Source organism: Labedella endophytica, from assembly GCF_003990045.1.
Classification (GTDB): Bacteria; Actinomycetota; Actinomycetes; order Actinomycetales; family Microbacteriaceae; genus Labedella; species Labedella endophytica.
The window spans coordinates 105737-126389 of record NZ_RZGZ01000005.1; the positions used below are offsets into that span (position 1 = coordinate 105737).

Below are 20653 nucleotides of genomic sequence, written 5' to 3' on the forward strand. Positions count from 1 at the left end.
ACGACGTGCCGCGTCAGCGCCTATCGCGGGGGGTCAGCCCTGGATCTCCGTGTCGACCATTTCGCCGGTGCGATTGATCGACGCCACGAGGTAGTCCTCGCTGAGGTCCTCCCCCAGGGTGTACTCGAGGACCGCGAAGACGTCGTCCGTACCGCGCGAGAGGGGACGGAACTCGACGCGCGAGACGATGAGCGATCGCAGCACGTCCATCGGGAGGTCGCCCGAGGAGTCCGTGAGCACGTCGTGCACCGCGTCGCCGAGCTCCTCGATGAGGGCGTCGACGTAGGTGACCGTGACGGACGAGCGGTCACCCAGCTCGGCGACCATCGACTCGCGGGTCTCGCGATCGATCCCGTCGAGCGAGAGGATCATGGCCTGGACGAGGTCGAGGTCGTCCTCGCGCAGGTCGCTCGCGTCGTCGGCGACGAGAGAGACGTCGACGGACAGATCGCCGAGCTCGACGTTCTCCGACCAGTACGCGCTTCCGTCGCTCCCGGCGTCGACGACACCGAAGAAGTCGTGTTCCACTGCCATCTCAGCCCACCAGTTTCTGTGCGAAGACGTGGGGGGTGAATCCGGTGAGGTCCCCGATCCCCTCACCCTGCCCCACGAGTTTGATCGGGATGCCTGTCTGCTCCTGCACGGCGAGCACGAAGCCGCCCTTGGCCGAGCCGTCGAGCTTCGTGACGACGAGCCCCGTGACCCCTGCGTGCTCGATGAAGGCCTGCGCCTGAGAGAGTCCGTTCTGGCCGGTCGTCGCGTCGAGCACGAGCAGCACCTCGGCGATCGGCGCCTGCTTCTCCACGACGCGGCGGATCTTCGTGAGCTCGTCCATGAGCCCGCCCTTGGTGTGGAGGCGCCCGGCCGTGTCGATGAGCACGATCTCGACACCGGTGCGCTGCGCGAACTCGACCGTCTGGTAGGCGACCGAGGCCGGATCCTGCCCCTGCTGCTGCGGCCGCACGATCTGGGCGCCGCCTCGCTCGGCCCACGTCGCGAGCTGGTCGACGGCCGCGGCGCGGAACGTGTCGGCGGCACCCACCACGACCGTGCGGCCGTACGTGCCGAGGAATCGCGCGAACTTTCCGATCGTCGTGGTCTTGCCGACGCCGTTGACCCCGACGACGAGCACGACCGCCGGGCGGTCCGTGAGCCGGAGCGTCGTGTCGTACTTCGCGAGCCGCTCCTCGATCGTCTCGCGGAGCATGCGCTGGAGGTCGCGCGGATCGGTCGTGCGGAAACGCTCGACGTTCGCTCGGAGCTCGGAGATGACCGCCTCCGTCACGTCGGGACCGAAGTCGGCACCGATGAGGGCGGTCTCGAGATCGTCCCAGGTCTCGTCAGTGATGGTGGGGCGCTGGAACATGCCGCGCAGGGCACCGCTCAGGGACCACGGAGTGCGTTCTGCCATCCTCACAGCCTACCCGCGCGACCCGGCCCTGCTGTCGGCGACCGACGTGCGCTCAGGAGGCCTGTTCCGCCACGACCCGCTGACCGACGACGGCGGAGACCCCGTCCTGCCTCATCGAGACTCCGTAGAGAGCGTCGGCGATCTCCATCGTTCGCTTCTGGTGCGTGATGACGATGAGCTGACTCGACTCGCGCAGGTCCTGGAAGATCGTGAGCAGGCGACCGAGGTTCGCGTCGTCGAGCGCCGCCTCGACCTCGTCCATGATGTAGAACGGGCTGGGACGAGCCTTGAAGATCGCGATGAGCAGAGCGACCGCGGCGAGGGAACGCTCTCCACCCGAGAGCAGCGACAACCGCTCGATCTTCTTGCCGGCGGGCTTCACGCTCACCTCGATGCCGGTCGTCAGGAGGTCGTCCGGGTCGGTCAGCCGGATGGAGCCAGTACCCCCAGGGAAGAGCACGGGGAAGACCTCCGTGAAGGCGGTGCGGGTGTCCTCGAAGGCCGCGGCGAAGATGACCTGCATCTTCTCGTCGAGCTCCTCGATGATGGTCACGAGGTCCGCCCGGGTCTTCGTGAGGTCCGTCAACTGCTCCGTCAGGAACGTGTGGCGCTGCTCGAGGGCGGCGTACTCCTCGAGCGCGAGCGGATTGACGCGACCGAGTTGGGCGAGCTTGCGCTCCGCCTGGTCGAACCGCCGCTGCTGCTGCGCGCGATCGAACGGCGCGCTCGGGCGCTCGCCGTTCTCGTCGGGTTCCGCGTCCGCCTCGGGGATCGGCACGTCCGGCCCGTACTCGGAGACGAGGACGTCCTCGACGAGGCCGAGCTCGGACCCCGCCCGTTCCAGCAGGCTCGAGAGGTGCAGCTTCTTCTCGTAGATCTGGAGCTCCAGGCCGTGCACGCTCTCGGTGATCGCCTGGAGGCGCTCCCGGAGGGCCTGTTCCTCGCGTCGCAGGCGCCCGAGCTCCTCGTTCTGGCTCGACCGGTCGGCCTCGGCGCGCGCGAGCACGAGGCGGGCCTCGGCGACGGAACGATCGATCGAGGACAGGACATCGGGAAGGGCGTCGACGACCCGCTGCGCGGTCTCCATCTGACGACGACGGATCACGGCGCGTCGAGCGGCCTGCTCGGCGGCCTGGCGTTCGGCCGCCCTGCGGCGCTCGAGAGCGCGGACGCGCTCCTGCTCCGAGCGGATCCGCTCACGCGCCGTCTCGACCTCGAGGCGCGCCTCGATCTCCCGCTCCCTCGTCTGCTCGAACTCACCGGACAGGGCGTCGCGGGTCGACACGTCGAGGATCGGCCGTGGTCGCGACCGGGCCGTCTCGAGGTCGGCTCGCGCTCGATCCGCCGCCGTCTCGGCTGCCGCGACCTGCTCGGTGGAGGACTCGAAAGCGAGCACGAGCCGGTCGAACTCGGCGGCGGAGGCCTCCGCCTGCACGCGTGCCCTGTTGACCTTCTCCGTCTCGGCGGCGAGCTGGGCGTCGTACTCGCGCAACGCAGAGAGAGCGAGTTGCGAACGCTCCTTGGCCGCCGTCACCGTCGCGCGCTGTTCGGCGAGCTCGAACCGCTCCTCGTCGATCGTCCGTTCCACCTCGGTGAGGCGTTCGGCCGCGGCGTCGCGTTCGGCGACGAGCTCGATGCGTCCCTGCTCTCCGCCGGATCCGCCGCGGAGCAGGTGCTCCGTCAGGACCTCTCCCCCGCGCGTCACGAGCGTGAGCTGGACGCCGATCCCGGACGATCGGAGCGCTGGGGCGGCCGCTCGGGCCGAGTCGAGATCATCGGCGATGCCGACGAAGGAGAGGAGGCCGCGGACACCGTCGGGTGCCGTCACGACCGCGGCGGCCGGCGTGATCCCGTCGAGTTCGGGCCAGTCGACGGCGACGACCTCGCCGTCGGCGATCACGACCTCGACACGGCCGAGGTCGTTCTCGGTCGCGCGCGTCACGGCGGCGACGGCGGCGTCGAGATCCTCGGCGAGCACGGCGTCGGCCGTGGACCCGAGCGCCGCCGCGATGGCGGTCTCGAAGCCCGCGTCGACCTGGACCGAGTCCCCCACGATGCCTCTGATTCCCGGAAGCGATGCCCGGATGAGGTCGGAGGCGCCGTCCTTGACCTCGAGGGCGCGGCCGAGCGCACGGACCTGCGCCGTCAGTGCATCCCTCTCGCGTTCGTGACCGTGCAGCTGTTCCCGGAGTCGATCGATCTCCGCCTCCGCCTCGAAGACCTCTCCCTGGGCGAGCTCGTACGCCTCGTCGAGTCCGCTGTCCCCGAGGTCGCGCAGCGGCGATTCGTCGTCGATGCGCGCGAGGGTCGCGGCCGCCTCGTCGCGGCGCGCCTCCGCCTGGTCGATCGCGTTCTGCTGACGGAGCCGCTCCCCGCGCACCGCGGCGAGGCGACTGGCGGCGGTCTCCGCCTGGCCGGTGAGCTTCGTGATCTCGAGGTCGTGGCGGGACACGAGTGCGCTCTGTGCCGCGATCTCCACGTCGATCGCGTCGAGCCTCTCGCGTGCCGATGCCGTGTCCGCCTGCGCGGACTGCCAGGCGGCATCCGCCGCGACGAGCCCCTCCTGCAGTTCGACGACGAGAGCGGCGGCACGCGCGACCCTCTCGGGCGTCACTCCGTCGGCCAGCTCGGTCGGTTCGGTTTCCGCACCGAGCAGCGCGAGCTTCTGCGTGGCGAGGGTGTGGAGGCTCCTCGTCCGCTCCTGGACGGATTCGAGCGCGAAGCTCGTCCGGCGCGCGCCGTCCACCGCATCGCCCTGCTGCTCCTGTTCGATCCGCGCGATCCGCAGGGTCTTCTGCTCGAGCTGCTCCTGCAGCACGATCCGTTCGGTGTGCCGTTCCGACTCGTTCCGCGAGAAGTCCTCGAGCTGCCGGCGCAGTCCGACGACCTCGTCGGCGAGGAGCCGGGCGCGGGCGTCGCGCACGACGGCCGCGATCGTCTGCGCCTCCCGCGCGACCTCCGCCTGCCGTCCGAGCGGCTTCAGCTGCCGCCGGATCTCCCCGGCGAGGTCGCTCAATCGGGTGAGGTTCGTCTGCATCGCTTCGAGCTTGCGGACCGTCTTCTCCTTGCGGCGACGGTGCTTGAGGATGCCGGCGGCCTCCTCGACGAAGCCACGGCGCTCCTCGGGGCTCGCACGGAGGACGGCGTCGAGCTGCCCCTGACCGACGATGACGTGCATCTCGCGACCGAGTCCCGAGTCGGACAGGAGCTCCTGGACGTCGAGGAGGCGGCAGCTCTCCCCGTTGATCGCGTATTCACTGCCGCCGTTGCGGAAGAGCGTGCGGCTGATCGTGACCTCGGTGTACTCGATCGGCAGGGCGCCGTCTGCGTTGTCGATCGTGAGCGTGACCTCGGCCCGGCCGAGCGGACCCCTCGTCGACGTACCGGCGAAGATCACGTCCTCCATCTTGCCGCCGCGGAGCGTCTTGGCGCCCTGCTCGCCCATGACCCAGGCGAGCGCGTCCACGACGTTGGACTTGCCGGAGCCGTTCGGGCCGACGACGCACGTCACCCCCTGCTCGAAGGCGAAGGTGGTCGGGGACGCGAACGACTTGAAGCCCTTGAGCGTGAGGCTCTTCAAGTACACGCGTGCTGTCCCTTCGTCCGGCCCGGGTCGTTCGGCTCTACGGTAGCCGAACGACCCGGCCCGGCCGGGTTCCCACGCTGCGCGACGACGGGGGTCGGAACGCGGTCTGGTCAGGGACCACGCGTGCGCGGTAGCCTCGGCTGCCCATCGGCGGCGGAGAAGAAGGGCGAGAGAGTGGACGAGCGAGTGCATGAACGCGTCGTCATCGAGGAGGGACGCATCCCTGCCACCCTCGATGGACCGGACGGCGCGTCCTTCCGGGAGATGGTCGACGTCCGGAACGCCGTGGAAGCCGCGGCGTTCGGTACGGACGAATACGCATCGACGGCCGAGGAGATCCTCCCGGGCTGGCTCAACTCCACGGACGGTCCGAGACGGCTGCTGCTCGCGCGGGTCGACGGGCGCATCGTCGGGCGCGGCGTGCTGGATCTGCCGGCCGAGCCCGGATCGCCCACCGCCTTCGTCTCGGCCGAGGTGCTGCCCGACTTTCGCGATGCGGGGATCGGGACGGCTCTCCTGACCCGTATCGAGGAGTGGGCGACCGAGGCCGACCGCACGATCCTCAAGGCGTTCGTCACCCATGGACCCTTCCGCGGCGGACGAGCCCTCCGGCCCCCGACGGGATTCGGCCGGATCGATTCGGACGCCCCGGAGGTGTCGTTCGCGCAGGGCCGCGGGTACCGCCTCGAACAGGTCGAGCGCATGTCCCGCCTCGATGTCGCCGATACCCTCCCCGTCCTCGCCAGCGTCTCCGCCGAGGTCGGTGCCCGGGCCACCGGCTACACGACCCTCACCGTGTCCGGCGCGCTTCCCGACGAGTGGCTCGCCGACATGGTCGTGCTGCAGCAGCGGATGTCGACGGATGCGCCCGCCGGTGGGCTCGACGTCGACGAGGAGGTCTGGGACACGGATCGTGTACGACGCATGGAGTCCGATCGCGCCGCGGGAGGTCAGCTCGCCCTCACGACCGTCGCGCGTCACGATGCGAGCGGGCGCCTCGTGGCCTTCACGGAGTTACTCGTACCGACCGACCGCGGCCGGCCCGTGTTGCAGGATTCGACGCTCGTCCTCTCGGAGCATCGTGGTCACCGTCTCGGCATGCTCGTGAAGGCGACGAACCTGCTCGCGCTGCGCGACGCCTCCCCCGCGTCGACCACCGTCACGACCTACAACGCCGAGGAGAACAGGCCGATGCTGAGCGTCAATGAGGCTCTCGGGTTCCGTCCCATCGGCGCCGAGGGCGGGTGGCGGAAGGACGTCTCGCTGCCGTGACGGGACGTCGTCCGCAGCTCCTGGCAGCCGCCTAGGCCTCCCGCAGCACCTGACACACCGGGCAGTAGTGGCTCGAGCGGTTCGCGAAGGCCACCCGGACGATGCTCGTGCCGCACCGTCGGCAGGCATCGCCCTGGCGACCGTAGGCGTTGAGGCTGTGGGCGAAGTAGCCGGCCTGGCCGTTGACGTTGACGTACTGGGCGTCGAAGCTCGTACCGCCCTCCGCCAGCGCCTTCCGGAGCACGGCGCGGACCTCCTCGAGGATCCGGCGCACGTCCGTGACCGAGAGGCTGACCCCTGGCTGCTCGGGGGCGATCATCGCTCCCCAGAGGGACTCGTCGGCGTAGATGTTGCCGATCCCGCTCAGGATCGTCTGATCGAGCAGGAGTCGCTTGATCCCGCTGCGACTCGCTCGGATCCTCGAGACGACCCGCTCCTCGTCGATGAACGGGTCGAGCGCATCCCGGCCGATGTGCGCGACGCGTTCGGGGAGCAGGGCGTCCGCGACGACGGCTCCAGCGTGGCCGGCGGGTCGAGCGTCCGGTGCGACCACCAGCGGGTCGATCGCGAGCCCGCCGAAGATGCGCTGGTCGGCGAAGTTCACGGCGAGCTCGCCGTGCTCGGGATGCTCGAGGGACAGCGCGACCCGGGTGAACCGGTCCGTCTCACCGGGCCGGCGCAACAGCATCTGTCCGCTCATGCCGAGGTGCGCGGTGAGCGCACGACCATCGTCGAGGGGGAACCACAGGAACTTCCCTCGACGCACGGCCGACCGGATGATGAGCCCCGTCAGATCGTCCTCGAACGCCGTTCCGAGGTGGCGTCGAAGGGAGCGGCGGTCGAGGACCTCGACACCGGTGACCCGTGCCCCGGTCACCGCCGGCTCGAGTCCGGCCCGGACGACCTCGACCTCCGGCAGTTCAGGCATCGGCGAATTCAGGCATCGGGGAGTTCGGGCATCAGGGAGCGGGGGTCAGTGAGTTCGGGCATCGAGCTCTGTCCACGCGGTCAGGGCCGCGGCCATCTCGGCGTGCTTCTTGCTGCTGCCGGTGCCCTCCGCCGACACGATGTCGCCGACGGCGACCCGTGCCACGAAGACGCGCGAGTGATCGGGCCCCGAGGCCGTCACCGTGTACGTGGGTGCGGGGCCGCCCAGAGCCGCCGCAGCCTCCTGGAGGCTCGTCTTCGGATCCATGGTCGCGCCGAAGCGATCGATCTCGCCGATGAGCGGCGACACGAGCCGGAGGACGAGGTCCTTCGCCACAGCCGGTCCGCTGTCGAGGAAGACGGCGCCGAACACGGCCTCCATCGTGTCCGCGAGGATCGACGCCTTGTCTCGGCCACCCGTGAGCTCTTCGCCCCGACCGAGACGGATGTGCTCCCCGAGATCGATGCGACGGGCCACGACGGCGAGGGCGACGGTCGAGACGACGCTCGCCCGCATCTTGGCGAGCGATCCCTCCGGGAGGTCGGGATTGTCCCGGTAGAGCGTCTCGGTGACGGCGAGCCCCAGGACGGAGTCGCCGAGGAACTCGAGGCGCTCGTTGTGTGGGATGCCGCCGTTCTCGTACGCGAAGGACCGGTGGGTGAGCGCGAGCTCGAGCAGGTCGGGACTCACGGGCACGCCAAGAGCCACGATGAGCGAGGTGTGCTCATCGTGGCTCATGGGAAGACGGACCGATCGCGGGTCGGAGAGGACCCGAGAAGGGAATCAGACGTCGGCGACCTTGCGGCCCTTGTACTCGAGGAAGAGCGGGGTGCCCGCGGAATCCTCGACGACCTTGGCGCGGTGCGGCAGGCTGTAGGTGACCTTGCCGTTCTCGACGGTCTTGACGAGCTTGGGGGCCTCAGCCTTCCACTGCGAACGACGAGCGTGCGTGTTGGCTCGGGATTGTTTCCGCTTCGGAACAGCCATGATTCAACCTTCTTCTTTGTCTTCAGCGCCCGATCCTGCGGCGCCTGGTCTGGGGGCGAACTCCGCGAGCGCAGCCCACCGAGGATCGGAGGCTTCACGGGATTCCGGTTCCGGGCGACTCTCCATCCGCTCGCCGGTCTCGGGGTCGAGACCGGGGCAGTCGGGAGTGCACACCGGTTGAAACGGCAGTGACAAAACCACTGCATCTCTGACGAGAGATTCTAGATCGACATGGTCGTAGAGAACCTCGTACTCAGACGCTTCCGATCCAGAGTACGCGAAAAGTTCCTGAAACTCGACTTCGACAGGCTGGGACATCTCCCGCAGGCACCGTCCGCACTCCCCGTCCGCCGTCGTCTCGATCTCCGCCGTCACGAGGATGCCCTCGTGCACGGATTCGAGTCGGATATCGGCGTGGAGGTCCGTGCCCGCCTTGACGGCGACGAGTCCCTCACCCAGCTGGTCGGGAGCGGGGAAATCGTAGGAGTGCTCGCGCATCTCCCCCGGTCGCCCCTCGAGGTCTCTCACTCCGACCGTGTACGGCGTCCTCTTCAGTCCAGTCACCGGGGAATTCTACCCTCTGTGGGGCGCCGGGGGTCCCGACCCGCGCGAACCGGCGTCGCGATGGCTCCCCGCCGCCGAGCGACGACCGAGGCCGGCACCACCGCCGCGCGGACGCGATGCGCCCGCGTGGTGGCAGCGGCCAGGGCACCGCGCACGATCTCGGCGTCGTCACGGAGGTCGGCGACCACCGGAGAGCTCGCCTTCGCGTACCTCTCGAACTCGACCGCGGCGAGGAGTCGGTCGAGCGATGCCGTCGCACGCCGATCCTCCGCGACGACACGTCGGAGCCGGGCCGCGAGGTCCCGTTCGGAATCGGCGTCGCCGACGGGATACCCGAGATCCAGCACCGCGTCCACGAGATCGTCCCACAGCGGCGCGACCGTCGACTCGGCGCGGGCGAGGTCCCAGCGCCTCCTGCGCCGGACGGTCCTCACGATGGCCGGCACGACAATGACCAGAAGCACGAGCACGAGCAGGACGCTCCCGACGGCCGTCGTCTGCGTCGAACGACCACTCCCTCCAGCGCCCGCCTCCGCCTCGTCGGGATCCGTCGATGCCGTCGGGGTGGGGGTCGACGACGGGTCCTGCGACGCCGCCCCCGTCGGTACGTCATCGGGGGCGGCGGCATCCGCGGCCTCGACGGCATACGACGGGACGATCCCGCGACCCGGCGTCGGCTCGAACGGGACCCACCCGACACCCGCGAAGTACAACTCCGGCCAGGCGTGGAGGTCGTCGCTCCCGACCCGGTAGGCCACGAACCCGTCGTCGTCGGATCCCACACGGTCACCCGGGAGGTATCCGAGGGACACGCGAGAGGGGATGCCCGCCATGCGCGAGAGGATCGCCATAGCCGACGCGAAGTGCACGCAGTAGCCGCTCTTCTGCTCGAGGAAATCGGCGATCGCCTGGAAACCGTCGCCGTCGTAGCCGTCCTGCACCGGCGTCGTCACGGAGTAGGCGAAGTCCGTGCGGAGGTACTCCTGGATCGCGAACGCCGCGTCGTACTGGTTCGTCGTCCCCGCCGTGACGTCGTCGAAGACGGATCGGAGCGTTCCGGGGACCTCGTCCGGCAGATCGAGGAACGGGGTGACTCCTGCGGGGTAGTCCGGCTCAGCTCCGCGGAGTTGATCGGCACTCGGCTGGATCAGCAACGACGTCACCGAGTATTCCTGGTCCTCGACGGAGTCCGACGGGCTCGACACCGTCAGCCCCTCGGTGTCCCACTCCCATGATCCGTCGAGGCCGGTGATCGCGACCGAGGGGAACGGAACGGGCAGAAGGTCCCCGACGAGGCCGGTGATCGAGATGTTCACCGTCTCCTCCTCCACGGGGACCTCCGCAGTGAGCCCGGGAACGATGAGTCTCTCGCCCTCCGATTGTCCGACCATCTCGCTCTCCCCGCTCGAGCTCCACTGCGCTCCCTCGAATCGATCGAGGGTGAGGATGCGCAGGTACTGCGCGGTCGTCGATGTCGTCTGGTAAGTGAAGTGAGGCGTGTTGCCCGGCCGCTGGAGGTCGCGCCCGAGGTCGGCGAGTTCGCTGATGCCCGAGCCGAGCGCGGATTCCCCGTCGGGCTCCACGAGACTCCGCGACGAGAAGGCCGGGACGAGGGTCGCCGCGAGGACCGTCGTCACGACGGCGGCCGCTCCGATCCCGAGCGCAGAGGCCCTCGACGACGCCGTCAGCGCGGTGACCCGTCCGCGTCGTCCGTCCACGCGCAGCACGACGAGGAAGGCGATCGCGACGAGCACATAGGCGACGATGTCGATGCTTCCGGTGAAGATGGACGGCGGAACGAGCATCCCGACGGCGAGCACACCGGTGAGCGCGGGCGAGCGCAGCGAGATGCCGACGACGTCGGCGAGGACGGCGAGGGCCCCGAGTCCCACCGCCAGGAGGAAGAGCAACGGGGTGATCGGCTCGACGGGCACGGCCTGCACGTACAAGGAACGGCCGGCGTCGACCGCGAGCTGTTGGACGGCCGAGACGGTGTCGAGCGTGGGGAGGACTCCGAGCAGGGCGGAGCCCGGCGCGAAGACCACTACGAGCCCGATCAGCCAGACGCCGGTTCCGACGAGGGTACCCACCCAGGGGGCACCTCCGAGAGAACGGACGATCGCCGCGGGGACGAACACCGCGGCGATCGCCGTGATCGCCGTCAGCCACCAGTCGGTCCCCTGGATGACGGCACCGAGGGGGATGAGGGAGACGATGAGAAGGACGGCTATGGAGAGCACGCCCGCCCAGTTCGCGGCTGGCGCGTCACCGCGCCGGTCCGACGGTGCGGTCTCGTTCGTCATCGTTCCCTCTCGCGCACGAGCGGATCGAGCAGGACGGTCTCGTTCCAGATATCCGAGACCGTGCGACCGGCACCGAGGACGCCGGTGATCCACCCGCCGGAACCGAGCTCGGCGCGGCCTGCGTCGTCAGGGGGCACGAACGCGACCGCGGGATCCGCGAGCCGAGCGATCGGCACGAGTCGTCGCACCGATGGGACGCTGCCGTCAGCGAGCACCGCGATCACCGGAACAGGTGCGCCCGCCCGATCGAGGACGTCCCGTGTGACGGCGGCGATGTCGGGCGTGTCCTCGTCCCGCCGGATCGGTTCGACGACCGCGAGCCGCGTCAGGACGTCCGCCGATTGCGACGGCTCGAAACGGCGGGCGGCGTCCGTGTCGCGCGGGACGGACTCCACGAGCGTCAGGCGGAACCCCGCACCGAGCGCGTGGACCGCGATCGAAGCGGTCAACTCGACCATGAGCTCGAACGCCCCGGGGTCGGGCCGGGCACCCGGTTCACCGGCCGCGGTATCGAGGACGAGGACGATCGCCGGATCGACCTCCTGCTCCTCCTGCCGCACCATGAGTTCGCCACGCCGCGCCGTCGCGCGCCAGTGGATCCGACGCATGGGGTCTCCCGCTCGGTACTCCCGGGCGATGAGCTCGTCGACGCGCGGGTGGCTGGACATGCGGTGCTCGTGCCTCGCGCCTTCGCCGCTCGCCTGGATCAGTTCCGAGTGCAGGAGGGGGACGACCCGCGGGGTGACGACGACGTCGCTCCCGCCCGTCGATGAGCGCTCGGCCTGGACGAGCCCGAACGGGTCCTCCCTCGTGACGACGAGAGGGCCGAGCACGAACTCGCCGCGCCTCTCCGGACGCACCAGGTAGCTCGCTCGCACCGAACCGCCGACGCTCGCCGCGGTGAGGGCATCGGCGTCGCCCGCGGGTGCCGGCCCGAACGACCCCGGTACGACGTCCCGCCACCGCTGGATCGAAGCGTCCCACGACTCTGTCCGCACGTCGAGCACGACGACGGACTCCTCCCCCGCCGCGAGGATGTCGGACGGCAGACGTCGCGCGACATCGAGGCTCGCGCGACGCACCGTGACGAACACGGTCGCGACGGCGAGCAGGCTGACGAGGAAGACCGCGACGACGAACCCTTCCCGGCGGTCGAACACCGCAGAGGCCACGAGTAGGACCGTGGCGCTCGCGGCGACGGCCCACCCTCTCCGTGTCGGGCGAAAGGACAGGCGTCGTCGCGGCGGGAGGCGGCGGGCCACGTCAGTGCCGCGGGACCACGGAGGGGACGGGGGTCGACGCCACGAGCTCGTCGAGCAGGGACGACAGGAAGGCGTCGCTGTCGCCGGTGTGTCCGAGGGCCTTGTTCGTGGCGACCAACCGGTGACCGAGCACGGGGATGACGAGCCGGTCGACGTGGTCGGGCAGGACGAACTCGTACCCTTCGATCACGGCGAGAGCGCGCGCGGCCCTCACGAGTTGCAGCGTCGATCGCGGGCTCGCGCCGAGACGCAGATCGGCGTGGGCACGGGTCGCGCGAGCGATGGCCACGGCGTAGTGCGTGACGGCCGGCGAGACGTAGGTCGACTCCACGGTCTCGATGATCCGGACGAGCTCGTCGTTGGACACGACGGGACCGATCGAATCGAGCGGGTTGGCGGTCTCCCGGCGGGTCAGGATCGCGACCTCCGCCGCCGCGGACGGGTAGCCCATTGAGATGCGCGCCATGAAGCGATCACGCTGCGCCTCCGGCAGGGCATAGGTGCCCTCCATCTCGATCGGGTTCTGCGTCGCGACGACCGTGAACGGTCGAGCGAGCGGGTAGGTCGTGCCGTCGACCGTGACCTGGCGCTCCTCCATGCTCTCGAGGAGCGCCGACTGCGTCTTCGGCGACGCCCTGTTGATCTCGTCTCCGATGACGATGTTCGCGAAGATCGGCCCGGGCGAGAACTCGAAGCGGCGCTCCACCTGGTTGTAGACCGAGACACCCGTGACATCCGACGGGAGGAGGTCCGGGGTGAACTGGATCCGGTTCACCTTCGACCCGACCGAGGTCCCCAGAGTGCGCGCCAGCATCGTCTTGCCCACACCGGGCACGTCCTCGAGCAGCAGGTGGCCTCCGGCGAGCACCACCGTGAGTGCCATGCGCACCGCGTCCGTCTTGCCGGAGATGACGCTCTCGACGTTCGCGACGATCCGCTGCGTCAGCTCGTGCGCTTCATCGAAGGAGAGCCCCCCGGAGTCCGCTCCACGCTGCGGCGTCGGTGTCGTCGTGTCGGTCATGCGCGTTGGATCCGTTCCGCGACCGCGGGGGGCACGTAGGGCGACACGTCGCCGCCGAGGGCGGCCACCTGGCGCACGAGCGAGCTCGACACGTGCCCGTGCGCCGGGTCGGGCAGGAGGAAGACCGTCTCGACCCCCGCGAGCTTGCGATTGACGATGGCCATCGGCGTCTCGTAGGCGACGTCGACCTGCGAGCGGATGCCCTTCACCAGCACGTGTGCGCCGACGTCGGTGCAGTAGTCCACGAGGAGACCCATGCTCCAGGACGCGACGATGATCGTGCCCGGATACCCGGCGTCGGCGATCGATCGTTCGAGGAGAGAGACCCGCTCGTTGATGGGGAGCATCGCCTCTTTCGCAGGATTGTGCACGACGACGACGTGGACTTCGTCCCACAGTCCCGCGGCACGCTCGATGACATCGAGATGACCGAGAGTCACGGGGTCGAACGAGCCGGGAATCACGGCGATCCGGTGAACCATTCGGCCAGCTTATCCGCCCCACAGGAACACGCTAGGCTCCCCCGGACATTCTCAGTTCTTCGCGAGAGCGGCGCGCGTCTGCTCGTCGAGCCGCCGTTCGAGGGCGTCGCGGAGCGCCCGGTGCGACTCGAGCGCCGGGTCGTCCGTGAGCAGGTCGAGGGCGAATCGGCGCGCCCGCTCGATGACGTCGGAGTCGGAGACGACCCGAAGGAGCTTGAGCGACGAGCGACCGCCCGACTGCGCACTGCCGAGCACGTCTCCCTCCCGGCGCAGTTCGAGATCGACCTGGGCGAGTTCGAAACCGTCGAGGGTGGCTGCGACCGCCTCGACCCGGTCGCGGGCGATCGTCTCCTCCGGGGCGTTCGTCACGAGGAGGCACAGTCCGGGCAGACCGCCCCGGCCCACCCGGCCACGGAGCTGGTGGAGCTGGGAGACACCGAAACGATCCGCGTCGAGCACGACCATCATCGAGGCCCCGGGTACGTCGACCCCCACCTCGATCACGGTCGTCGCGACGAGCACATCGATGTGGGCGTCCGCGAACCCGCGCATCACACGGTCCTTCTCGTCGGAGGTCATCCGACCGTGCAGGGGCTCGATGACCCGACCGGCGAGGGATGGGTGCGCCCTCAACTCCTCGAGCACGACGCTCACCGTCGACAGCGGCGGGCGGGCGTCCTCCCCCGGACCGTCGCCATCGTCCGCCGGGGACTCGGCGCCGTCCTCCGCGGCGATCTTCTCCCCCGGTTCGATGGCCGGGCACACGACGAACGCCTGTCGTCCAGCGGCGAGCTCCTCCGACAGTCGCTCCCACGCCCGGCGGATCCAGAGCGGCTTCTCGGCGAGAGGCACCACGAAGGACTCGATCGGCTGACGACCGGCCGGCAGCTGCCGGAGGGAGCTGACGTCGAGGTCGCCGAAGACGGTCATCGCGACCGTTCGGGGAATGGGCGTGGCCGTGAGGACGAGGACGTGGGGTGGGATCGAGCCCTTCCGCCGCAGCGCCTCCCGCTGCTCGACGCCGAACCGGTGCTGTTCGTCGACCACCACGAGCCCCAGATCGTAGAACTCGACCCCGCTCGACAGGAGGGCGTGCGTGCCGACCACGATCTGCGCCTGACCGCTCACGATCCGCAGGAGAGCCTTGCGCCGCTCCGCCGTGGACATCTGGCCCGTGAGGAGGACCGGCGCCAGTCGGGCCGCGAGGTCGGGGCCGAGGGACGCCACGATCGAGCGCAGGTGCTGGGCCGCGAGGACCTCCGTGGGCGCGAGGAGGGCCGACTGGCCACCCGACTCGGCGACGGCGAGCATGGCCCGGAGCGCGACGAGCGTCTTGCCCGAGCCGACCTCGCCCTGGACGAGTCGGTTCATCGGAGTTCCCGACGCGAGTTCCGCCGCGATCTCCGCACCGACCACGCGCTGGTCGTCGGTGAGATCGAAGGGAAGGGCCGCGTCGAACCGTTCGAGGGCGCCGCCGGGAAGGGCCGCACGTTCCGTGGCCCGCTCGGCCCGCTCGGACAGCCGCCTCTGGAGGAGACCGGCCTGGAGCACGAAGGCTTCATGGAAGCGCAGGGTCTCGCGCGCCCTCTTCCAGTCGGGGTCGTCCTGCGGGCGGTGGACCCGCTCGAGCGCATCGCGCAGACCGAGGATCCTCTCCGCGACCGCGACGTCTCCGGGTACGGGGTCGTCGATCGGGCCGAGGCCGTCGAGCACGAGTGCGATCGACTTCTGGATGACCCAGCTCGTGACCGCCGCGGTCGCCGGATAGATCGGGATCGGCGTCTCCGCCCAGACCTTGGGCGAGATGCCGCTCGGCGCATCGGGCTCGAACAGCTCGTACGTGGGGTGGGCGAGCTGGTTGAGGCCCTTGTACGAGCCGATCTTTCCGGCGAACACGCCGGCGCGTCCCGGCTTGAGGTCGTTGGCCCGCCACGACTGGTTGAAGAAGGTGAGCGTGAGCGCGCCGTTGCCGTCGGAGATGAGCACCTCGAGGATGGATCCTCGACGGGCGCGCATCGGCCGTTCGTTGACCTCCACGACCTGCGCGACGATCGTGACGTTCTCGTCCATCGGAAGCTCGGAGAGGACCGTCAGATCACCGCGTCGGGCGTACCGGCGGGGGTAGTGCGACAGGAGGTCGCCGACGGAGCGGAACCCGAAAGCACGCTCGAACACCCCGGCCGTCTTGGCCCCGAGGACCCCGTCGAGGCGGTCGTCGAGTCCGAGTGCGGTCATACGGGAGATTCTACGGCGGACCCCCGACACCGCCGATCGGCGACCCTCCCGGCGGCCGGTACGCTCGAGGGGTGACGAGGATCATCGCCGGCCGTGCCCGATCGGTCCGTCTCTCCGTGCCGTCCGCCGGCACCCGGCCGACGAGCGAACGCGTGCGCGAGGCGCTCTTCTCGACCCTCGAGTCGTGGGACGCGATCTCGGGGGCCCGCGTACTCGACCTCTACGCCGGTTCCGGCGCGCTCGGACTCGAGGCGGCGTCGCGGGGTGCCGCGTCGGTCGTGCTCGTCGAGCGCAATGCGAAGGCCGCGGCCCTCTGCCGAGCGAACGCCGCGGCTGTGGTGCGGTCGCTCGGCCCCGATTCGGTGCCCATCGACGTCTCCGCCCGGTCGGTCCGGTCCCATCTCACGGTCTCGGCCGCTCCCGCCGATCTCGTGCTCGTGGACCCGCCGTACGACGTCGGCGACGCCGACATCGCCGAGGACCTCGCCGGCATCGCGCGGGTCCTCGCCCCCCGCGGGGTCGTCGTCGTCGAACGCAGCACCCGCTCCCCCGAGCCCGTCTGGCCGTCGGGCATCGCCGCGATCCGGAGCCGTGCTTACGGCGAGACGACCCTCTGGTTCGCCGAGGCGGAGACGGCGGCCGAGGGCGAGACGGCCACAGAGGCCAACACGGGCTCCTGGTCCGATACCGGCCCCGACTCCGACTAACCCCGGCCGCCGTCCCATCCGACGTAGGGATCCCATCCGACGGGGTCCACGACGACACCGTCGCACGTGAGCGCGCCGGTCGCCGGGTCGACGACGCGTCCGACGGCACGGAAGCCCCCGGGCAGCTCGGCCGTCGCCGGGAAGGTCGCGAGCAAGGAGTGATCCTCGCCGCCGCGGAGGGCAAGAGCCACGTCGCGGCCGAGCGTCGCTCCGTCGAACGCGATGCCGACGCCGCTCGCCGCCGCGATCCGAGCCGCGTCCCGCGCGAGGCCGTCGGAGAGGTCGAGCATCGAGGTGGCACCTGCGCGCGCCGCGAGCACGCCGTCCCCCACGGGCGGTCGCGGCGCGAACTGCGCAGCCAGCATCTCCCCGTGCCGCTTGCGCAGCGCGGCGGTGAGCGCACGATCGGGCACGCCGTCCTCGTCGACCCCGTCACGGAAGAGGAGCTGGAGGGCCGCCGCGGCCTCACCGAGCACCCCGGACACCGCGACCACGTCGCCCACACGGGCTCCGGAGCGGAGGACCGGCGCCCGCCCCTCGAGATCCCCGAAGGCCGTCACGGCGATCGTGAAGGTCTCCGACACCGACAGGTCGCCCCCCACGACGCCGCAGCCGGGGCTCAAGGCGGCGACGGCCTCGGAGACCCCGCCGGCGAACTCCTCGAGCGAGGCCACGGGCATGTCGGGTGTCACCGCGAGCGCGAGGACGAGCGCCGTCGGACGAGCACCCATCGCGGCCACGTCGGACAAGTTCGTCGCGACGGCCTTCCACCCGAGCTCCCACGGCGTCGACCAGGCGAGCCGGAAGTCGGGCCCGTGCACCATGAGATCGGTGGTGACGACGAAGCGACCGTCGACGGCGGCGACGACCGCGGCGTCGTCCCCCGGCCCGATCGTCGCGGCGGGAGCCGCCGGGAGCAGCGGGAGGATGCGCGCGAGGATCGCCGCCTCGCTCTCGTCCGCGACCGTCGGTCCCGGTGCGCCCGGTGCTCGGCCTCGATCGCTCACCGGGCTCCGCGCGCCGCCGCGAGCTCGAGGAGCTCGGTGATGAGGTCGGGGTACGCGAGTCCGCTCGCGAGCCAGCACTTCGGGAACATCGAGATCGGGGTGAAGCCCGGCAGCGTGTTGAGCTCGTTCACGACGAAACCGTCGTCGGTGAGGAAGAAGTCGACACGAGCGAGCCCCTCGGCCCCCACCGCATCGAACACCGCCGCCGCGATCCGACCCATCTCGCCGAACTCGTCGTCCGTGAGGTCGGCCGGGCAGACGAGGTCGATCCCCGGGGCATCGAGGTACTTGGACTCGAAGTCGTAGAAGCCCCGTCCTGAGACGACGATCTCTCCCGCGACGGAGGTCCGCGGCGGTGCGCCGTCCCTGCCCTCGAGCACGGCGATCTCGACCTCGCGGCCGACCACGGTGGACTCGATGAGGACGCGGTCGTCGTGCGTCAGTGCCTCACGGATCGCGGCGTCGAGCCCGGCCGGCTCCTCCACCTTCGCGACCCCCACGCTCGATCCGGCGCGGGCCGGCTTCACGAACACCGGGTAGCCGAGACCGTCGGCGCTCCGGTGCGCTGCCTCGGGATCGGCGCGGAACCCCGTCGCCGACACGGTCGCCCACGGCGCCACGGCGATCCCGGCGTGCTGGAGCACGGTCTTGGCGAAGTGCTTGTCCATCGAGACCGACGAGGCGAGCACACCGGACCCCACGTAGGGCAGTCCCACGAGCTCGAACAGCCCCTGGACCGTGCCGTCCTCGCCGTAGCGACCGTGAAGGATCGGGAACACGACATCGATCGTGCCGAGCGAGGTGACGACGCCGTCAGCCGAGGTCACACGGAGCTCCCGGGAGGAGGCGTCCTCTGGCCACAGCACGCGGGAACCGTTGTCGATCACCTCGGGAAGGCGCTCGGGATCGAGCGCGAACTTCGACGGGTCGTCCTCCTCCAGCACGAACGCACCGGCACGGGTGATCCCGATCGGCACGATGTCGAACAGCTCACGGTCGATCGCCGAGAGCACCCCTCCGGCCGTTGCGCAGCTGATCGAATGCTCGCTTGAACGTCCGCCGAAGAGGACCGCCACTCGTCTCTTCACTGTCATCGCTCGTCCTCTCGCCCTGGGGCTCGTCACTGTCTGTCGTCAAATGGGGCGCGATGTCGCGCGGGTCGAGCGTGCCGTCGAGCACTTGTTTGACCTGCTCGACGATCGGCATCTCGACGCCGATCTCCCGCGCGAGCTCGAGCACCGGCGCCACCGACGCCAGCCCCTCGGCCGTCTGCTGCATCTGTTTCACCACGGCCTGGAAACTGTATCCCTGTCCGAGCAGCCGTCCCGCGGTGTTGTTCCGTGACAGGGGCGACTGGCACGTCGCGATGAGGTCGCCGAGGCCGGCGAGCCCGGCGAGCGTCTCCGCCTTCGCGCCGCGAGCGACCGCGAAGTCGGTCATCTCCACGAGCCCGCGCGTGATGATCGACGCCTTCGTGTTCTCGCCGTACCCCACTCCGTCGACGATGCCGATCGCGACGGCGATGAGGTTCTTGAGCACTCCACCGAACTCGGTGCCGATCACGTCGGTGTTCACGAACGACCGGAAGTACCCGTTCCGTGCGAGCATCGCGACGCTCTGGGCGGTCTCGAGCCTGCTCGAGGAGATGACGGCGGCGGTCGGCTGCTCGCGGGCGATCTCGAGGGCGAGGTTCGGACCCGAGGCGACCGCGACCCTGCCTGGATCGATGCCGAGGCTCTCGATGATGACCTCGCTCATCCGCAGTCCCGTGCTCTTCTCGACGCCCTTCATGAGCGACACGACCGTCGCCCCGGGTGCGAGCAGCGGCCGGATGGCCGTGAGGTTGTCCCGTAGCGTCTGGCTCGGCACGGCGACGAACACGTGGCTCGCCCCCGCGAGTGCCACCTTCAGGTCGGAGGTGGCGGAGAGGCCGTCCGGCAGCGTGATGCCCGGGAGGTAATCGCTGTTGCGGTGCGTGCGGGAGATCTCAGCGGCGATCTCCGGGCGTCGCGCCCACATGGTGACCGATGCCCCGCCGTCGGCGAGGATCTTCCCGAACGTCGTGCCCCAGCTGCCCGTGCCCAGCACGGCGACCCTGGCCTGTTGTCTCCGGCTCAAAAGCGCCCCGTCTCCGTCTGTCCTCGTTCGGTCGGGTCCCACCGCGTCGCGGGGGCCTTCTCGTCGCGGAGCTCCTCGAGCTCGCGCGTGATGGCCTGCATGACGACATCGGTGGCCGCTGAGAGGGTGGCGCCGTCGAGGGGCCGACCGGCGAACGCCGAGAGGTCCACGGCGTCTCCGAAGCGCACGCGCACGGTCTTCGGGGGAAAGAAGTGGATCTTCTTGGAGTACCGCGCCATGACCTTCTGCGTCCCCCAGTGCGCGACCGGGTGGATCGGGATCCCGTGCTGCAGCGCCAGCCGCACCGCCCCGGTCTTGCCCCGCATCGGCCACATCGCCGGGTCTCGCGTGAGGGTTCCCTCGGGGCAGACCACGAGGACCTGTTCGCGATCGGCCACCTGGACGGCCGCCGCCATGGGGTCGCTCCCGCGCGTCGCCCCGGCGCGTTCGACCGGCACCTGGCCGGAGGAGCGCAGCATCCATCCGAGGATCTTCACGCGGAACAGGGACGCCTTGGCGAGGAATCTCGGCGCGCGACCCAGCTTCCAGATGGCGAGCCCCACGACGACGGGGTCGATCTCCGAATAGTGGTTCGGGGCGATGATCACGGGCCCGGAGCCCGGGAGCTTGTCGCCGTTCTCGATCTTCAACACCATCATCGAGCGAGTGAGCGGGAGAGCTATGCCGGCGAGGAGCCAGAAGAAGGACGGTCGGGACTTCTCGGGGGTGGACCGGCGGCCTGGCCGACCCGATGAACTCACTGACACCTG

Annotated in this window: 18 protein-coding genes; 2 read left to right on the plus strand and 16 right to left on the minus strand. The window is 70.1% G+C overall.

Going from position 1 to position 20653, the window contains the following annotated elements; all coding sequences use genetic code 11:
- Nucleotides 1–33: 33 nt before the first annotated feature.
- The 3 genes from ELQ94_RS15615 to smc are packed head-to-tail and all read right to left on the minus strand — an operon-like array spanning nt 34 to nt 4997.
- The gene (locus tag ELQ94_RS15615) at nt 34–534 is read right to left on the minus strand and encodes a DUF2004 domain-containing protein (RefSeq protein WP_127051296.1); all 501 of its coding nucleotides are present in this window, start codon (nt 532–534) and stop codon (nt 34–36) included.
- 1 nt (nt 535) lies between these two features.
- Nucleotides 536–1411, minus strand: a complete 876-nt coding sequence (gene ftsY, locus ELQ94_RS15620) for a signal recognition particle-docking protein FtsY (RefSeq protein ID WP_127051297.1) — start codon at nt 1409–1411, stop codon at nt 536–538.
- 52 nt (nt 1412–1463) lie between these two features.
- The gene (smc, locus tag ELQ94_RS15625; protein ID WP_127051298.1) at nt 1464–4997 is read right to left on the minus strand and encodes a chromosome segregation protein SMC; all 3534 of its coding nucleotides are present in this window, start codon (nt 4995–4997) and stop codon (nt 1464–1466) included.
- Nucleotides 4998–5183: 186 nt separating this feature from the next.
- On the opposite strand from smc, the gene ELQ94_RS15630 reads away from it, so the two are divergent.
- Nucleotides 5184–6269: a GNAT family N-acetyltransferase gene (locus tag ELQ94_RS15630; RefSeq protein ID WP_166404863.1), complete on the plus strand. Its 1086-nt coding sequence runs from the start codon at nt 5184–5186 to the stop codon at nt 6267–6269.
- Between the two features lie 31 nt (nt 6270–6300).
- On the opposite strand, the gene mutM is transcribed toward ELQ94_RS15630, so the two are convergent.
- The 9 genes from mutM to ELQ94_RS15675 all read right to left on the minus strand — a co-directional run bounded on the left by mutM (nt 6301) and on the right by ELQ94_RS15675 (nt 16051).
- Complete coding sequence (gene mutM, locus ELQ94_RS15635; RefSeq protein ID WP_127051300.1) at nt 6301–7197, minus strand: bifunctional DNA-formamidopyrimidine glycosylase/DNA-(apurinic or apyrimidinic site) lyase; 897 nt, start codon at nt 7195–7197, stop codon at nt 6301–6303.
- 45 nt (nt 7198–7242) lie between these two features.
- Nucleotides 7243–7935: a ribonuclease III gene (rnc, locus tag ELQ94_RS15640; RefSeq protein WP_127051301.1), complete on the minus strand. Its 693-nt coding sequence runs from the start codon at nt 7933–7935 to the stop codon at nt 7243–7245.
- Nucleotides 7936–7980: 45 nt separating this feature from the next.
- Nucleotides 7981–8184, minus strand: coding sequence for a 50S ribosomal protein L32 (gene rpmF / locus ELQ94_RS15645; protein WP_127051302.1), 204 nt, complete (start codon nt 8182–8184; stop codon nt 7981–7983).
- A 3-nt stretch (nt 8185–8187) separates the two neighbouring features.
- Nucleotides 8188–8748 (minus strand): YceD family protein, encoded by a 561-nt coding sequence (locus ELQ94_RS15650; RefSeq protein ID WP_424977485.1) that lies wholly within the window; start codon nt 8746–8748, stop codon nt 8188–8190.
- Entirely contained in the window at nt 8745–11051 is a 2307-nt protein-coding gene (locus ELQ94_RS15655) for a transglutaminase TgpA family protein (RefSeq protein ID WP_127051303.1), read from the minus strand. The genes ELQ94_RS15650 and ELQ94_RS15655 overlap by 4 nt, the downstream gene beginning before the upstream one ends.
- The gene (locus ELQ94_RS15660) at nt 11048–12223 is read right to left on the minus strand and encodes a DUF58 domain-containing protein (RefSeq protein ID WP_127051304.1); all 1176 of its coding nucleotides are present in this window, start codon (nt 12221–12223) and stop codon (nt 11048–11050) included. Before ELQ94_RS15660 ends, ELQ94_RS15655 begins: the two co-directional genes overlap by 4 nt.
- Nucleotides 12224–12314: 91 nt before the next feature.
- A complete protein-coding gene (locus ELQ94_RS15665) occupies nt 12315–13334 on the minus strand; it encodes an AAA family ATPase (RefSeq protein WP_127051305.1) in 1020 nt (339 codons plus the stop codon).
- Nucleotides 13331–13816 carry a pantetheine-phosphate adenylyltransferase gene (coaD, locus tag ELQ94_RS15670; RefSeq protein WP_127051306.1) on the minus strand — a complete coding sequence of 162 codons (486 nt, stop codon included), beginning with the start codon at nt 13814–13816 and terminating at the stop codon, nt 13331–13333. Before coaD ends, ELQ94_RS15665 begins: the two co-directional genes overlap by 4 nt.
- Before the next feature lie 51 nt (nt 13817–13867).
- On the minus strand, nt 13868–16051 hold the full coding sequence (locus ELQ94_RS15675; protein WP_127051307.1) for an ATP-dependent DNA helicase RecG: 2184 nt from the start codon (nt 16049–16051) through the stop codon (nt 13868–13870).
- Nucleotides 16052–16122: 71 nt separating this feature from the next.
- On the opposite strand from ELQ94_RS15675, the gene rsmD reads away from it, so the two are divergent.
- On the plus strand, nt 16123–16758 hold the full coding sequence (rsmD, locus tag ELQ94_RS15680) for a 16S rRNA (guanine(966)-N(2))-methyltransferase RsmD (protein ID WP_127051308.1): 636 nt from the start codon (nt 16123–16125) through the stop codon (nt 16756–16758).
- Here rsmD and thiL read toward each other — a convergent pair.
- The 4 genes from thiL to ELQ94_RS17640 are packed head-to-tail and all read right to left on the minus strand — an operon-like array spanning nt 16755 to nt 20650.
- Nucleotides 16755–17765, minus strand: a complete 1011-nt coding sequence (thiL, locus tag ELQ94_RS15685; protein WP_127051309.1) for a thiamine-phosphate kinase — start codon at nt 17763–17765, stop codon at nt 16755–16757. The two genes, rsmD and thiL, sit on opposite strands and share 4 nt — an antisense overlap.
- The gene (locus ELQ94_RS15690) at nt 17762–18859 is read right to left on the minus strand and encodes a D-alanine--D-alanine ligase family protein (RefSeq protein WP_127051310.1); all 1098 of its coding nucleotides are present in this window, start codon (nt 18857–18859) and stop codon (nt 17762–17764) included. Before ELQ94_RS15690 ends, thiL begins: the two co-directional genes overlap by 4 nt.
- Nucleotides 18756–19883 (minus strand): NAD(P)H-dependent glycerol-3-phosphate dehydrogenase, encoded by a 1128-nt coding sequence (locus ELQ94_RS15695; protein ID WP_243697069.1) that lies wholly within the window; start codon nt 19881–19883, stop codon nt 18756–18758. The genes ELQ94_RS15690 and ELQ94_RS15695 overlap by 104 nt, the downstream gene beginning before the upstream one ends.
- A complete protein-coding gene (locus tag ELQ94_RS17640; protein WP_243697070.1) occupies nt 19880–20650 on the minus strand; it encodes a lysophospholipid acyltransferase family protein in 771 nt (256 codons plus the stop codon). Before ELQ94_RS17640 ends, ELQ94_RS15695 begins: the two co-directional genes overlap by 4 nt.
- Nucleotides 20651–20653 lie beyond the last annotated feature (3 nt).